Annotated in this window: 13 protein-coding genes; 5 read left to right on the forward strand and 8 right to left on the reverse strand. The window is 73.6% G+C overall.

Features of this window, described 5'->3' with window-relative positions:
- Positions 1 to 19: 19 nt before the first annotated feature.
- The 8 genes from GRQ65_RS18720 to GRQ65_RS18755 all read right to left on the reverse strand — a co-directional run bounded on the left by GRQ65_RS18720 (position 20) and on the right by GRQ65_RS18755 (position 8,953).
- Positions 20 to 1,183: a glycosyltransferase gene (locus GRQ65_RS18720; RefSeq protein WP_160879518.1), complete on the reverse strand. Its 1,164-nt coding sequence runs from the start codon at positions 1,181 to 1,183 to the stop codon at positions 20 to 22.
- Complete coding sequence (locus GRQ65_RS18725) at positions 1,180 to 2,547, reverse strand: cytochrome P450 (protein ID WP_160879519.1); 1,368 nt, start codon at positions 2,545 to 2,547, stop codon at positions 1,180 to 1,182. The genes GRQ65_RS18720 and GRQ65_RS18725 overlap by 4 nt, the downstream gene beginning before the upstream one ends.
- Positions 2,544 to 2,882, reverse strand: a complete 339-nt coding sequence (locus GRQ65_RS18730; RefSeq protein ID WP_160879520.1) for a lycopene cyclase domain-containing protein — start codon at positions 2,880 to 2,882, stop codon at positions 2,544 to 2,546. The genes GRQ65_RS18725 and GRQ65_RS18730 overlap by 4 nt, the downstream gene beginning before the upstream one ends.
- Positions 2,879 to 3,217, reverse strand: coding sequence for a lycopene cyclase domain-containing protein (locus tag GRQ65_RS18735; RefSeq protein ID WP_202388342.1), 339 nt, complete (start codon positions 3,215 to 3,217; stop codon positions 2,879 to 2,881). The genes GRQ65_RS18730 and GRQ65_RS18735 overlap by 4 nt, the downstream gene beginning before the upstream one ends.
- A gap of 81 nt (positions 3,218 to 3,298) precedes the next feature.
- Positions 3,299 to 6,766 (reverse strand): hypothetical protein, encoded by a 3,468-nt coding sequence (locus GRQ65_RS18740; protein WP_337191870.1) that lies wholly within the window; start codon positions 6,764 to 6,766, stop codon positions 3,299 to 3,301.
- A 148-nt stretch (positions 6,767 to 6,914) separates the two neighbouring features.
- Positions 6,915 to 7,076 (reverse strand): hypothetical protein, encoded by a 162-nt coding sequence (locus GRQ65_RS18745; RefSeq protein WP_160879522.1) that lies wholly within the window; start codon positions 7,074 to 7,076, stop codon positions 6,915 to 6,917.
- Between the two features lie 96 nt (positions 7,077 to 7,172).
- Positions 7,173 to 8,540, reverse strand: a complete 1,368-nt coding sequence (locus GRQ65_RS18750) for a helix-turn-helix domain-containing protein (protein ID WP_160879523.1) — start codon at positions 8,538 to 8,540, stop codon at positions 7,173 to 7,175.
- Between the two features lie 32 nt (positions 8,541 to 8,572).
- On the reverse strand, positions 8,573 to 8,953 hold the full coding sequence (locus GRQ65_RS18755; protein ID WP_160879524.1) for an HNH endonuclease: 381 nt from the start codon (positions 8,951 to 8,953) through the stop codon (positions 8,573 to 8,575).
- Between the two features lie 65 nt (positions 8,954 to 9,018).
- Here GRQ65_RS18755 and GRQ65_RS18760 point away from each other — a divergent pair, with 65 nt between their 5' ends.
- From GRQ65_RS18760 to GRQ65_RS18780, 5 genes are all read left to right on the forward strand, one after another.
- On the forward strand, positions 9,019 to 10,053 hold the full coding sequence (locus GRQ65_RS18760; protein ID WP_202388343.1) for a substrate-binding domain-containing protein: 1,035 nt from the start codon (positions 9,019 to 9,021) through the stop codon (positions 10,051 to 10,053).
- A gap of 156 nt (positions 10,054 to 10,209) precedes the next feature.
- On the forward strand, positions 10,210 to 11,562 hold the full coding sequence (locus tag GRQ65_RS18765) for an extracellular solute-binding protein (protein WP_202388344.1): 1,353 nt from the start codon (positions 10,210 to 10,212) through the stop codon (positions 11,560 to 11,562).
- Positions 11,559 to 12,518 carry an ABC transporter permease subunit gene (locus GRQ65_RS23025; protein ID WP_160879525.1) on the forward strand — a complete coding sequence of 320 codons (960 nt, stop codon included), beginning with the start codon at positions 11,559 to 11,561 and terminating at the stop codon, positions 12,516 to 12,518. The genes GRQ65_RS18765 and GRQ65_RS23025 overlap by 4 nt, the downstream gene beginning before the upstream one ends.
- The gene (locus GRQ65_RS18775) at positions 12,515 to 13,339 is read left to right on the forward strand and encodes a carbohydrate ABC transporter permease (protein WP_160879526.1); all 825 of its coding nucleotides are present in this window, start codon (positions 12,515 to 12,517) and stop codon (positions 13,337 to 13,339) included. The genes GRQ65_RS23025 and GRQ65_RS18775 overlap by 4 nt, the downstream gene beginning before the upstream one ends.
- A gap of 62 nt (positions 13,340 to 13,401) precedes the next feature.
- Positions 13,402 to 14,373 carry an acetylxylan esterase gene (locus GRQ65_RS18780; RefSeq protein ID WP_160879527.1) on the forward strand — a complete coding sequence of 324 codons (972 nt, stop codon included), beginning with the start codon at positions 13,402 to 13,404 and terminating at the stop codon, positions 14,371 to 14,373.
- Positions 14,374 to 14,401: the final 28 nt, after the last annotated feature.

The raw sequence follows: 14,401 nt of genomic DNA on the forward strand, positions 1-14,401 counted from the left end.
CCCATCTCAGTGGTCCATCTCAGTGGTCCTCGGTGCGCAGCCGTCCCAGACCGGTCGGCACGGCGCGCCCGCGCCAGCGCACGGAGCCGCGCACACCGGTGAGCAGCACCGAGCGCGCGAAGACGAGGTCGAAGGCCAGGAGCGTCACGGGGAAGAGCAGCCAGGTCCACCACGCGAAGGAGCCGATGCGCCGCAGCACCGAGCGCAGCTGCGCGGCCACCCCCGCCCAGGCGAGCACCCAGGCCGTCGCGACGACCGAGGTCGGCACATCGGGGTCGGCGGGGGCGCCGCTCAGCAGCCCCACCAGCCAGGTCAGGGCGCCGACGGCGACGGCGTGGTGGGCCGCGACCCAGCCGGTCACCGCCGCGGCCGGCAGCGGCGAGGTGGCGGCGGCACCGGAGGCGAAGTTCTTGGTCCAGCCCTCGATCAGCTGGCGCGGCCCGGCGGGGTACATCCGCATCCGGGCGGCGCGACCGCCCACGAGGCAGCGCACCGGCAGCCCGACGCGGTCGTAGGCCCGGGCCAGCGCGACGTCGTCGAGCACCTCCGCGCGCACGGCGGCGTGGGTGCCGGCGGCCACCCAGTCGGCCTTGGAGGTGAGCAGCACCGGACCGAAGGCCATCGGGCGCCGCGGCGGCCGCGCCCCGAACCCTCCGCTGGCCAGGAGCGAGACCGCGTTGAAGTAGGCGGAGAGCTGCTCGTAGCCACGGCGTACGACGTGGAACGGCTGCACGGACAGCAGGCCCTGCGGGCGGGCGGCGTACGTCGTGAGCAGGCCGCCGAGCGCACCGGGCTCGAGCTCGGTGTCGGCGTCGAGGAAGAGCAGCAGGTCGCCGCGGGCGGCACTCGCGCCCTGGTGGCAGGCCCACGCCTTGCCGGTCCAGCCGGACGGCGGGCCGTGAAGGGTCAGCACCGTCGCTCCGGCCTCCCGGGCGATCCGGGCGGTGGCGTCGCGCGAGCCGTCGTCGACGACCACGACCTCCGCGGGTGCGGGGTCGAGGCGGGCGAGGGAGGCGAGCAGCACCGGCAGCCTCGCCTCCTCGTCGCGCGCCGGCACGACGACCGAGACCGTCCGCGCGAGTCCCGGAGCCCGGGTCTCGCGCAGCGAGTGGAGGCTGCCGCGGAGCCAGTGCACGCCCGCGGCCGTGGCGAGCAGGAGCAGCAGGGAGGTCAGGGCGTTCACGCCGCCCGCCCGGCGCGGCCCGCGCGACGCGTCAGCACCAGCGGCATCCCGCCCTGCGGGTGCACCGCCACCCGGGCCTGGTGGCGGGGGCGGGTCCAGCCCGCCGGCAGGTCGAGTCGGTAGGCCGCGAGCACGCGGCTCAGCACCAGCACCATCTCCCCGATGGCGAACTCGCGACCGATGCACAGCCGCGGGCCCAGGCCGAACGGCGCGTAGGCCGTGCGGCCGGCGCCCTCGACGAGGAAGCGCTCCGGGTCGAAGGCGAGCGGGTCGGGCCACGACTCCTCGCGGCGGTGCAGCAGCCAGGGGCTGACGATCACCGTGGTGCCCGCCGGCACGTCGACGCCGCTGACGGTGTCGGGCCTGTGCGAGCGGCGCGAGACGACCCAAGCCGGCGGGAAGAGCCGCAGCGCCTCGTCGACCACCGCGCGGGTCCAGGGCAGGTCGCTGCGGTGCGACAGCATCGAGACCCGGCCGGGGTGGGCGGCCAGCTCGGCGTGCACGCGCTCCTGCGCCTCGGGGTGCTCGGCCAGCAGCATGAGGGTCCACGCGAGGCTCGCGGCCACCGTCTCGTGGCCGGCGATGATCATCGTGATCAGCTCGTCGCGGATCGCACCGTCGTCGAGGCCGCTGTCGATGAGGAGTCCGAGCAGATCGTCACCGCCGCTCGCGCCGCGGGCGCGGCGCTCGGCGATCAGCTGGCCCGAGACGGTGGTGAGCCGGCGGCGCGCGGTGCGCAGACGGAGGTTGAGCGGCGTGGGCACCCACGGCGGGATCGGCAGCAGCGCACGCCCGAGCCGCACGACCAGCCGGGCGGCGTCGTCGGAGGCGTCGACGAGCTCGTGGGCGCTGCCGGACAGGTCGGCGGAGAACAGCGCGCGCCCCACCGCGTCGAGGGCGACCCGCAGCACGGCCGGGGCCAGGTCGACCGTCCCGCCGGCGTGCGCCGACCACTCGCTCACCGCCTCGTCGGCGGCGTCGAGCACCTGCTCGCCGATCCGGTCCAGCCGCTCGTGGTGGAACGCCGGCGCCGCGGCCCGGCGGTGCGTGATCCAGCTCGACTCGGCCGAGGCCAGCAGCCCCGGTCCGGTGACGCGCGCCAGGGCGGCGTACTGGATGGTCTCCTTGCCCCAGTTGCGGGCGTTGCCCTGGAGGACGTGGCGCACCCCGTCGGGCTCGTTGACGAGCAGCACCGCCGCGCCCGGCACGGGGAACGCCGCGAGGTCGCCGTACTCCTCGCGCACGCGCTGGAGGTAGCTCAGCGGGTCGGAGCGGATGGCCGGGAGCACCTTGGCCATGTCCTGCGACCTCGGCCCGGGCAGGCCGAGGTCGATCGGGTCGGCGGCCCAGTCGCGCAGGCTCACGACGCCTCCGCCGCTGCTCCGCCGCGACCCAGGCGCACCCAGACCGCGCAGGCGATGAGGACCAGCCCGAAGCCGAACCCGAGGTCCTCGACGGGGGCGTAGAACAGCCGCCCGTCGCCGATCAGCTGCGGCTGGGAGTCGCCGATGATCGCGTCGGCGCGGTAGCGCACGATCTCGCGACCCGTCAGCCAGCCGTTGGTGAGCAGCTGGAAGAACACGATGATGGCGTAGGCCAGCCACCAGGTCGCGGTGCTGGTCAGCCGCGTGCGCAGCAGCCAGCGGTCCACCGCGAGCCCCGCCACGACGGAGACCACGGCGAGCATCGTGTAGGTCATCGCCGCAGCACCCACCGACCGCGCCCGGCCCGCACCGCCGCGACCGCCTCGTAGGTCAGCACCCCGACGAGCGGGATCACGACGAAGAACGAGATCTCCTCGAGCGGGAGCCCCGCGATGCGCCACGGCAGCGTCTGGCCGGCGTCGAAGCTCCAGTGCCCCACGTGGGTGGCCCACAGGTCCCAGACGAGGTACGGCGTGCCCGCGGCGAGCACCGTCAGCACCAGCCGCCCCGGCTGGCGCAGCACGTCGAGACGGAACAGCCAGACCAGCGGCAGCGTGCCGACCAGGCAGAAGGCCAGCATCGCGACGTAGGACCAGTGGACCAGGCTCACGTGCTCACCACGCCCCGCCGGTGCCCGGGCTCGCCGGGCACATGCGCGTCGACCGGGTCACCCCAGCACCGTAGTCGGCCCTCAGTAGCGCAGCGTGATCGTGGCCCTCCGGTTGCGCTCCCGGCCGCCTGCGGTGGCGTTGCTGGCCTCGGGGCTCCGCTCGCCGCGGGTGCGGATCACGACCCGCACCGAGGCAGGCAGGTCGAGTGCCGAGCACAGCGCCAGCGCGCGCTGCCGTCCGAGCCGTTGGTTGAGCTCCGCGCCGCCCGAGCTGTCGGTGTAGCCGGTGCAGGTGACCACGCGGACCGCGCCGGCACGGCGCGAGACGACGCGGGCGTACCTCGCGTCGGCCTTCGACAGCGTCGCCGAGGCGTGGGCGAAGTGCGCGGCCCGCGCCAGGGTGAACCGCCGCATCACGACGCGACCCACGGCGGTCGCCGTACGCGTCGCACCGGCGGCGGTCGTCAGCGTGAGCTCACCGGTGACCGGCACGCCGCCGGGGGTGGCGGCGAGGGCTCGGCCCACGGCGTTGAGGCGCACCTTGACGACTTGGCTCGACCCGCCGCCGGCGATGGTCGTGGCCGAGCCGATCTCGGTGCGCTGGCCCTTGACCGACGCCCAGAGCCGCACCCGGCAGGAGCCGATCGCGGCGACGTCGGTGGAGCAGGTCGTCCGCACGGATGCCTTCGCCCCCGGCGCGGTGCGCGTGAGCTCGGGCAGCCGCAGCGTGGCCCGCGGGTCGACGACCGGAGCGGGCAGCGCCGGCAGCGCGGCGACCGGCGCGACCACCGTCGGGGTGTACGTCGAGTCGGCCGTCTGATCGAAGGAGTCGACGACGCGGTAGGTCACCGGCGTCGCCGTGCCGCTCACGCCGGGGCTCGGGACGAAGGACACCGTCGCCGTCGCGACGTCGAGGAGGTAGGTCCCCTGCGCCACGCCGACCTGGGTGGTCTCCTTGCCGGTGCCGTCGACCAGCACGCTGGTGCCGCCCTTCGGCACGGTGAGCTGCACCGACTGGGTGCCCTCGCCGACCGAGGTCAGCGGCGAGGCCGTCGGGGCGACGGGCAGGGCCGTCGGCGTGTAGGTGCTGGTCGCCTTCTGGCCGTAGCCGTCGGTGACCTCGTAGGTCACCGGGGTCGCCGTGCCGGCGTACGTCTCGAGCGGGGTGAAGGTGATCGTCGCGTCCTTCACCGAGTACGTGCCCTGACCGGGCACCAGCGGGTCACCCACCAGCGCCAGCGACCCGCCCTTCGGCAGGGCGACCGTCACCGACTGCACACCGCGGGCACGGCTCGTCAGCGGCGTCGGCGCCGGCACCGCCGGCAACGCGGTCGGCGTGTACGTGCTCGTCCCGGTCTGGCCGTAGCCGTCGGTCACCTCGTAGGTCACCGGCGTCGCGGTGCCGTCGTAGGAGTCCAGCGGCGTGAACGTGATCGTCGCGTCCTTCACCGAGTACGTGCCCTGACCGGGCACCAGCGGGTCACCCACCAGCGCCAGCGATCCGCCCTTCGGAAGCGTCACCGTCACCGACTGCACACCGCGGGCACGGCTCGTCAGCGGCGTCGGCGCGGGCACCGCCGGCAGCGCCGTCGGGGTGTAGGTGCTCGAGGCCTTCTGGCCGTACGCGTCCGTCACCTCGTACGTCGCCGGGGTGGCCGTGCCGTCGTAGGAGTCCAGCGGCGTGAACGTGACCGTCGCGCCGTTCACCGAGTAGGTGCCCTGACCGGCCACCACCGGGTCACCGACCAGCGCCAGCGACCCACCCGTCGGCAGGGTCACCGACACCGACTGGGCGCCGCGTGCGCGGCTGGTCAGCGGCGAGGCGGTCGGGGCCGCCGGCTTGGTCACGGTCGGGGTGTACGTCGCGTCGGCCTGCTGGTTCCAGGCGTCGCGGACGCGGAAGGTGACCGGGGTCGCCGTGCCGGCGTACCCCAGGACGGGAGCGAACGTGATGACCCCGGTGGTCGGGTCGAGGGTGTAGGTCCCCTGCCCGGCGACGGTGAGCGTGTCGACGGTCTTGGTGCCGTCGAACAGGTGCACCTCCTGCTGGTCACCGACCGGGACCGTGACCTGCTGCTGCGCCGTGGCGACCCCCGTCGAGGTGAGGTTCTCCGGGGCGGGCGGGGCGGGAGCGTCGGCGATGGGGGCCAAAGCCGAGCCACCCGGGAAGGCCAGCCCGTCGGCGTCTCCCCACTCGTAGACCGTCACCCCGAACTGGTGGGGCGAGCGGAGTACGTGCTGGCCGGTCGTCGTCTTGATCTGAGCGACCGAGTAGGCGGTGCCGGGGGCAGTCACGAACGCAGCCGCCGGGACCGCGACCCCGTCGAGCAGCACGGCCCCGACGTCGCGCGTCTGCACGACCAGGGAGAGATAGGGCTGCATGGGGACATCGTTGGTCACCGCGGACGGGGCTCCGACCGTGTATGAGGTGAGGTGCTGGCCGATCGGCGTCACGAGCGTCATGATCGGGTCGCTCGTCGTGCCGTCGTAGCCCCTGCCGTTGCCGTACTGCGCTACGAGGGCGGGCTTGCTCGTCGTGATGACCACCGCCTCGTTGGCGCTGGTGGCGCGGTCCGCCGGCAGGACCGCCTCGTAGAAGTCCCCGGCCGCCAGCGTGGCGACGAGGGTGCCTCCGACGCGCACCTGGGTCTCGTCCTGGTCGGCCAGCACACGGTAGGTGTCGCCCTTGGTGCGGGTCGCGAACCGCCCGGAGACGAAGGTCGTGCCCCAGGCCCGGGTCGGCGGCAGCTGGGCGGTGAGCGGGTTGCAGGCGACGTAGGTCGCCGGGACCTGCGCGCACGCGTTGCCACCCACGACCGCGACCGGCTGGGTCGCGCTGACCGTCGTGCCGGTCACGTCCTGCCCCTTGAGGGTGCTCTGGAACTGGTAGGTCTGGCCGGCGTCGAGCGACACGACGAACGGGACTCCGGCCGGGTGGTCCCCCACCACGGTCTTGGGGGTGATCGTGACCGTGGTGGCGTCGACGCTCGCCGTCACGAGCAACCGGGACTCGAGCCCCTGCTGCCCGATGGCGGGCTGGGGGTAGCCGAGCACGCGGTAGCTGGTGCCGAGCGAGGTGTCGGGCAGAGCCTGGAACCCGCTCGAGGCGTAGTCGACGAGCGCGGCCGGGTAGACCGAGGCCGGGACCGTCGACACCACCCTGAGGCCTGAGTTGCTCTTGCCGTCACCGGCAGGCGCAGCGCTCCCGGCAGGCACGTCGAGGGTCGCGACGGCGCCGGGAGCCAGCGACGCGCTGGCGAGCACGGTCCCGGCGCGGTTCATCAGCGACACCGTGCCGGCCTCGTCCGAGGTGACGAAGAGCCTCCGCTGGATCGGGTCGCCGTTGACGTTGAACGTGCCGTAGGACAGCCAGAAACTCTTGCCCACCGTGGTGGCGACCTCCGGCAACGGCGTGATGCCCCGCATCGCCACGACCGACGGGGTCGCGGCGGACCCGGGTGAGGCGGCCAGGAACGGGAGCGAGACCGCTCCCAGCGCGGTGGCCAGCGCCACCGCCGTCCGGACAGCACGACGAGACAGAGCCCCCACGACATTCCCCCACGACTCGAGGCGCCCGAGGCGCCGTGGCGCCTCACCAGCGAGGGGCCACCGCACTGTAGTCCGCCGAACGGCGGCCCCGCCTGGCCCGTGAGACCCATCTTCAGACCACCCGTTCGGAACTGGGGGCGGACCACGATCAGGTGCCGCCCGGCCCCCGGACGCAGATGCCGGCCGCGAGCCCACCGAGGATGCCGGCGGCGACGACCTCGTCGGGCCCCAGGTCACCCGCCTGCTGCTCGATCAGCAGCACGGCGACCGCGACCAGCAGCCCGATCGCCGTGGCTCTCGCCCACCGCACGTCCCCGTCCCCCGTCCACCCGCGGCCGGCACGCCCCGGGGCACGCATCGTGACGGATATTTGCCGGATCTGGCAAACAGCAGGACCGGGGGGAGGTCAGACCTGCGAGCGCCGGCCCACGTCGTACGCCGACCGCAGCCCGGTCGCCGCCGCGGCGCTGCGGTAGGCCGCGTGGGCGTCGTCGCGCAGGCCCGCCTCGTCGAAGCGCGCCCCGAGCTCGAACCACAGCTCGGCCGCCCTCCGGTCCGAGCCGACACCCGTGAGCAGCGCGATGGCGGCGCGGTAGCGGGCCACCGCCTCGTCGCGCTCCCCCAGCTCCCAGGCGGCCTGGCCGGCCAGCACGGCCGCGCTCGCGGCGAGCACGGGCGCCGTGGAGCGCATCGCCTCCTCGATCGGCAGCGCGGCCGCCCGCGCCCGCTCGGGCTCGCCCGAGAGCAGGTCGGCGCGCGCCGAGGCGAGCGCGTTGCGAGACTTGTCGACCGGACTGGCACTCGACGCGTCGAGCTCGCGTGCCGCGGCCGCGAGGTTGGCCCGGGCGTCGTCGAGCTCGGGCGGGTCCAGGTCGAGCTGGATCATGCCCAGCTCGCTGCGCAGCCGGGCGAGGTTGCGGCTGCCCTCCGCGTCGGCCCACAGGTGCAAGGCCCGGCGGGCCAGCGGCGCGGCCGCCTCCGGCGCCCCGCGCTGCGACTCCACCACGCTGGCGTTCCAGTACGCCGAGGCGAGGGCGATCCGCGAGCCGACCTCCTCGGCCCGCGCGATGATGCGCCGGCAGAGCCGGGCGGCGTGGGCGAGGTCGCCCAGCAGGATGTGTGCCCCGGCGACCGTGACCGCCAGCTGCAGCGCGTCGTCGGTGCCGTCGAGCCCACGGCTGCGCAGGGCATCCAGGCAGGCCTCGCCGACCGTCGCCGCTCTCGTGAAGTCGCCGCTCTCGCGGTAGCACCGGCTCAGCGCGATCGCGTACGCCGCCGCCCCGGGGCGGTCGCGCCCGAGCTCGAGCAGGTCCTCCAGCGCCTCGATGGCGCCGTCGAGGTCGCCGGCCGCCTCGGCGAGCAGCGCCCGCAGGTGCGCCGCGCGCTCGACGAGCTCCGCCGGCGCCGCGGCCAGTCGGTCCTCGACGCCGTCCAGGAGCCGGCCCGCCTCTTCCGGCGACCCGCCGCGCAGGGACAGCTCGGCGTGGTCCAGCGCGACGCGCACGTCGTCCCAGCGGGCGTCCGGGTCGGGGCCGTCGACGAGCCCAACGCTCAGCAGCGACCGCACCTCGACCCCGAGGCGGGCGGCCAGCACGGTGAGCAGGGCCAGGTCCGGGCGCCGCTGGCCCGACTCGATGCGGGAGACGTAGCCGGTGCTGGCGTCCTCACCGCCGAGCTGGCTCTGGGTCAGGCCGGCGGCCAGCCGCGCTCGCTTGATCCGAGCGCCGAGCTCGGCCGGGTCGATCCCGGTCAGCAGCCGCTTCGCCTCGTCCACGCCTCCATTGTCGACATCGGGGAGCGGGCGCGTCAGCCCAGCCGCCGCAACCGCCGCAGCTCACGCGCGAGGTAGGTCCGCGCGCGCCGCTGCCCGCCGCGCTCGCCGATCGCCCGCTCGAGGTCGCCGAGCACCCGGCCGAGCCGGGTCCGGTCGGGCTCCCAGCCGCGGCGACCGCACTCCTCGAGCCACGCGACCGGCGCCTGGTGGCCGCGCTCGCCGTTGCACCGACCGCAGGCGAGCACCTCGTTCTCCAGCCACGACGGCCCGCCCTTGACCCGGGGCACGACGTGCTCGGTCGTCGGTCGCACGAGCCGGCCGAAGGCCCGCCCGCACCACACGCAGGTGTCGCCGTCGCGCTCGACGATGAGAGCCCGCCGTCGGGCCCGGTCCGGAGCGGGCGAGGAGACCATCTGCCCTCGACGGTAGCCACCCGAGCCACACACCCGCGGACCGTCGTACGAGTAGATTGCCGCGGGTGAAGGCGAGGGGCGGGCAGGGCGACGCCACGATCTACGACGTGGCCCGCGAGGCCGGGGTCAGCATCTCGTCGGTCTCCAATGTCATGAACAAGCCCGAGCGGGTCGGCGAGCGCACCCGCCGCCGGGTCCTCGAGGCGGCCGACCGGCTGGGCTACGTGCCCAAGGCGGACGCCGCCAGCCTCGCCCGCAAGCACGTCGGCCGGATCGGCGTCGTGGCGCCGTTCACCTCCTACGCCAGCTTCATGCGCCGCCTCAGCGGCGTGCTGACCGAGACCTCCGGCCGCGGCGTCGACGTCTCGGTCTTCGACATGGAGTCGGCCGCGACCGCCACCTCGCCGGTGGTGGAGTCGATCCCGATCCGCGGCTACATCGACGGCCTCATCGTGATGGGCGAGCCGCTCGAGCCGGCCGTCGAGCAGCGACTCGCCTCGCGCGGCATGCCCGTCGTCATCGTCGACGCCGACAGCGACGTCTTCCAGGTCGTGCGCATCGACGACTACAACGCCGGCCGGATGGCCGCCCGGCACCTCATCGACCTCGGCCACCGCCGACTGGGCTACGTCCTCGAGGGCCAGGTCGCGGACTACGAGTCGCAGGCGCTGCGTCGCCTCGGCGGGTTCCGCGCCGAGGTGTCGCAGCACCCGGACCTCGAGCTCGTGGTCACCCAGAGCTCCGGATCGCTCGCGGCGGCGCGCGAGGCCGGTCGTCGGCTGCTCACCGAGCACCCCCACCTCACCTCGGTCATGGCGCACTTCGACGACCTGGCCCTCGGTGTCATCCGCGCGGCCCACGACCTCGGGATCGACGTGCCGAGCCAGCTGTCGGTGCTCGGGTTCGACGACGGTCCCCTCGCCGAGGCGGCGGACCTGTCCACGGTGCGCCAGCCGTTCGAGGAGTCGGGAGCCCTGGCGGCCCGGCTCCTGCTCGACGCCATCGAGCGCCCCTCGGAGCGGCGCTCGACCGTGCTCGAGTGCCAGGTGGTGAGCCGTGCGACCACGACCGTGGCCGCGCCCGTGCTGCACCGTTCCTGACGACGCTGCGCCGGTCCTCGACCGTGCGGCACCCGACGTGCGAGTCACTCTTGTAAAGTGCTTCACAAAAAGCGCTTGACTCTTGTGACGGCCGTTACGTACGGTCGGCCACACCACTCGCCGGAAGGCCGCTCGGCCCCGACCAAGGAGTCCTGTGTGACGTCCAGAACCATCACCGTCCCCCGCAGCCTGGCGGCGATCGCGGTCACCACCTCGCTGGCACTCACCGCGTGCAGCGCCCCCGGGTCGGACCCCGCCGCCGAGTCGAACGCCTCGAGCTCCGCCGACGTGAGCACGGAGCTGACGGACGAGGACGTGACCCTCGACCTCTACCTCGAGACGGGTTTCCCGATCGTCGAGGAGCTGTCGAAGGAGTTCACCAAGCAGCACCCGAACATCACCTTCGACATCCGCAGCGACCAGTTCGCCACGCTGACCGAGAACGCTCCCCGCGTGATGGCCGGCGACAACGCCCCCGACCTCATCCGGCTGCCCACCATCTCCGACTCGGCCGCGGACGGCCTGCTCCTCGACCTCGACCCCTACGCCGAGGCCTTCGGCTGGGACTCCTTCCCGGCCTCGCAGCTCGAGCAGATGCGCGTCGACGACGACGGCACCCGCGGCTCCGGCGCCCTCTACGCCCTCGGTGTCGGCTACTCCGTGACCGGCGTCTACTACAACAAGGCGATCGCCGAGCAGGTCGGCATCGACGGCCCGCCCGCGACCGTCGAGGAGCTCGAGGCCGACATGGCCACCGCCAAGGCCGCCGGCCAGCTGCCCATCCAGCAGTTCAACGACATCGGCGGCGCGGCGTTCCCGTTCCAGGCGCTGCTCAACCAGTACGCCGACCCGTCGGAGGTCTCGGACTGGATCTTCCAGAAGGACGGCGCCACCATCGACACCCCGGCCGCCGTCGAGGCCGCGACCGACCTCGCCGACTGGGCCGACAAGGGCTACTTCGCCGACGACGTCAACAGCGTCGACTACACGACCATGGTCGGCCGCTTCTCCAAGGGCGACGGCCTCTTCATGTTCGACGGTGACTGGGAGTCGGCCAACCTCGACAAGACCATGGGCGAGGACGTCGGCTTCTTCCTCATGCCGCCCGCGGAGGCCGGCGGCACCCCGGTCGCGATGGGCGCCCCCAACACCTACGTCGTGCCGGCCAAGTCCGAGCACCCCGACGAGATCGCCTACTTCCTGAACTGGATCCACACCGACGAGACGGCGCGCCAGATCGTCGTCGAGGACAGCGGCGCCGCCCCCGGCGGCCCGTCCTCGCTCCCGGTCCCCGAGGTCCCCGCGGGTTCGCTCACCGAGCAGACGCTGAACGCCGCGGCGACCATCGGCGAGTCCGGCGTCCTCGTCGACTTCGTCGCCAACGCCACCTCGGGCGTCTACGCCAACGGCATCCGCCCCGAGCTGCAGTCGCTCCTCGACGGGCGCATCTCGCCCGAGGAGGCCGTCGCCGGGATCCAGAGCCAGTACGAGAGCGACCTCTCGTCGTGACCCAGGCCGTCGACCCCGCGGTCCGCTCCTCCGAGGAGCGGGCCGCGGTCGACGCGCGCCCCCGCCGCACCGCGCGCCGACGCTCGAGCAGCGGGCGGTCCTGGTGGCACCTCGTCTACGTCGCGCCCGCGCTGGCGACGTACGCCTTCTTCGTGATCCGCCCGCTCGTCACCTCGGTCCAGTACTCCTTCTACGACTGGAACGGCATCGGGCCGGCGACGTGGGTCGGGCTCGACAACTACCGGCGGATCCTCACCGACTCCGGCCAGCTCAGCATCGTGGCGCACGCGTTCGAGCTGATGCTGTTCTTCACCGTGGTGCCGGTGGCGCTCGGCCTGGTCGCCGCGGCGCTCATGCACGGCCTACCGCGCGGGTCGTTCTCGACCGTGGCGCGCACGGTGCTGTTCATCCCCCAGGTCATCCCGCTCGTCGCCGCCGGCATCGTGTGGGACTGGGTCTACTCCAGTGACGGCATCGCCAACCAGCTGCTCTCCGCGATCGGCCTCGGTGGCATCACCCGCCCCTGGCTCGCCGACTTCAGCACCGCGCTGCCCGCCGTCGGGCTCATCGGCTCCTGGGTGATGCTCGGGCTCTGCACCCTGCTGCTGCTGACCGGCATCACCCGCATCGACCCCTCGCTCTACGAGGCGGCCCGCATCGACGGGGCCAGCCGGCTCGGGGAGTTCCGCCACGTCACCCTGCCGGGCCTGCGCCGCGAGATCGGGGTCTGCCTGACGGTCACCATGATCGCGGCGCTGGCCAGCTTCGACATCATCTACATCTCCACCCAGGGCGGCCCCGGCCGCTCCACGATGGTGCCCGGCGTGGAGATCTACCGGCTCGCCTTCACCCAGCGCGAGATCGGCCAGGCCTCCGCCATGGCCGTCATCTTGATGGTCGTGGTGCTGGCGACCGTCGTACCCATCCAGCGCTACACCCAGAGGAGCGACGCATGACCTCCGCCCTCCGCGGCCAGCTCGCCGGACGAGCGCTGCTCGTCGTGTTCATGGTGCTGACGCTCGTCCCGTTCGTCACGCTGTTCTCGACCGCGCTGCAGCCGGCCGGCAGCATCCCGACCGGCGTGAGCTGGCCCTCCGACCCGCAGTGGGGCAACTTCGCCGAGGCCTGGGACCTCGCCAACCTCTCGACGCTGACGAGGAGCAGCCTGCTGATCGTGCTCGGCGTCGTGCCCGCCTCGCTCCTGCTCGCCGCCCTGGCCGGCTACGGCCTGGCCACGCTGCGGGTGCCGTTCGCCAACGCGATCTTCCTGCTCTTCGTGCTGGGGCTGACGATCCCGTTCGAGTCGCTCATCACGCCGCTCTACTACCAGGTGCAGGCCCTGGGCCTGCTCAACACCCGGTGGGCGCTGATCCTCCCGCTGATCGCGCTCTACATGCCGTTCGGCGTGTTCTGGATGCGGGCGCACTTCCTGACCGTGCCCGCCGAGCTCACCGAGGCCGCGACCATCGACGGAGCCGGTCCCTGGCGCGCGTTCCGCCACGTCCACCTGCCGCTGGCGGTGCCCGCGCTGTCGTCGCTCGCGATCCTGCTGTTCCTGTGGACCTGGAACCAGTTCGTGCTGGCGATCGTGATGGTCGACGACCCCACCAAGCGCACGATGGCGGGCGCGCTCGGCGCCTTCCAGGGCCAGTACGGCACCGACATCGTGCTGCTCTCGGCCGGCGCGCTGCTGATCATGGCGCCGACGATCCTCGTGTTCGTGGTCTTCCAGCGCCAGTTCTCCCGGGCCCTGCTCCAGGGCGCGGTCAAGGGCTGACGCAGCCCGTTCGCCCCTCGCCGCCACTCTCGCCCCCTCTCGCCCCTCTGCAAGGAACCCTCATGCCTCAGTACGACCTGCCCGAGAGCGAGCTCGCCACCTACCGCACCACGGCGCAGGCTCCCGACGACCTCGACGCCTTCTGGGCCGACACCCTGGCCGAGGCGCGCGCGCTCGCGACCCCTCCGACGGTCGAGCAGGTCAAGACCCCGCTCGTCGGCGTCGAGGTCCACGACGTGTCCTTCAGCGGGTTCGGCGGCGAGCGGATCCGCGCGTGGTACCGCCGGCCCGTGGGCGCCGGCGCCGAGGTCCCGACCGTCGTGCGCTACCAGGGCTACACCGGCGGTCGCGGTCTCCCCCACCAGATCGGCTTCCTCCCGACCGCCGGCTACGCGACCCTCGAGGTCGACAGCCGCGGCCAGGGCTCCGGCGGCGGCAACGTCGGCGACACCCCCGACGCGCACGGCCACGGACCGTCGTACCTCGGCGGCTTCATGACCCGCGGGGTGCTGCGCAAGGAGGACTACTACTACCGCCGGCTCTACACCGACGCCGTGCTGGCCGTCGACGCGGTCAAGCAGCTCCCGGGCGTGGACGCCGAGCGGATCGCCGTGCACGGCATCAGCCAGGGCGGCGGCCTCGCGCTGGCGGTCGCCGCGCTGCGCGACGACCTCAGCGCCGTGATGGCCGACGTGCCGTTCCTGTGCGACTTCCCCCGCGGCATGGTCCTCGCGACCGACGGGCCCTACCTCGAGCTCGCGGGCTACCTCTCCAGCCACCGCGACGAGGTCGGCCAGGTCCTCGAGACCCTCGCCTACGTCGACAACGCCGTGCTGGCGACCCGGGCCACCGCGCCGCTGCTGCTGTCGGTGGCGCTGATGGACACCGTGTGCCCGCCCTCGACCGTCCACGCCGCGTTCAACGCCTACGGCGGGCCCAAGCAGCTGCGCAGCTACCCCTTCAACAACCACGAGGGCGGTCAGTTCCACCAGGAGGCGCTGCAGCTGGAGTGGCTCCCCGATCACCTGCGCTGAGCCTGTCCTGGGTACCTGGACGCGGTGC

Source organism: Nocardioides flavescens (genome assembly GCF_009823805.1).
Classification (GTDB): Bacteria; Actinomycetota; Actinomycetes; order Propionibacteriales; family Nocardioidaceae; genus Nocardioides; species Nocardioides flavescens.

Bases quoted from the DNA above. Each gene is read 5' to 3' on its own strand.
- GRQ65_RS18775 (WP_160879526.1), top strand. From the start codon at position 12,515: ATGACCTCCGCCCTCCGCGGCCAGCTCGCCGGACGAGCGCTGCTCGTC.
- GRQ65_RS18755 (WP_160879524.1), bottom strand. From the start codon at position 8,953: ATGGTCTCCTCGCCCGCTCCGGACCGGGCCCGACGGCGGGCTCTCATC.
- GRQ65_RS18780 (WP_160879527.1), top strand. From the start codon at position 13,402: ATGCCTCAGTACGACCTGCCCGAGAGCGAGCTCGCCACCTACCGCACC.
- GRQ65_RS18730 (WP_160879520.1), bottom strand. From the start codon at position 2,882: ATGACCTACACGATGCTCGCCGTGGTCTCCGTCGTGGCGGGGCTCGCG.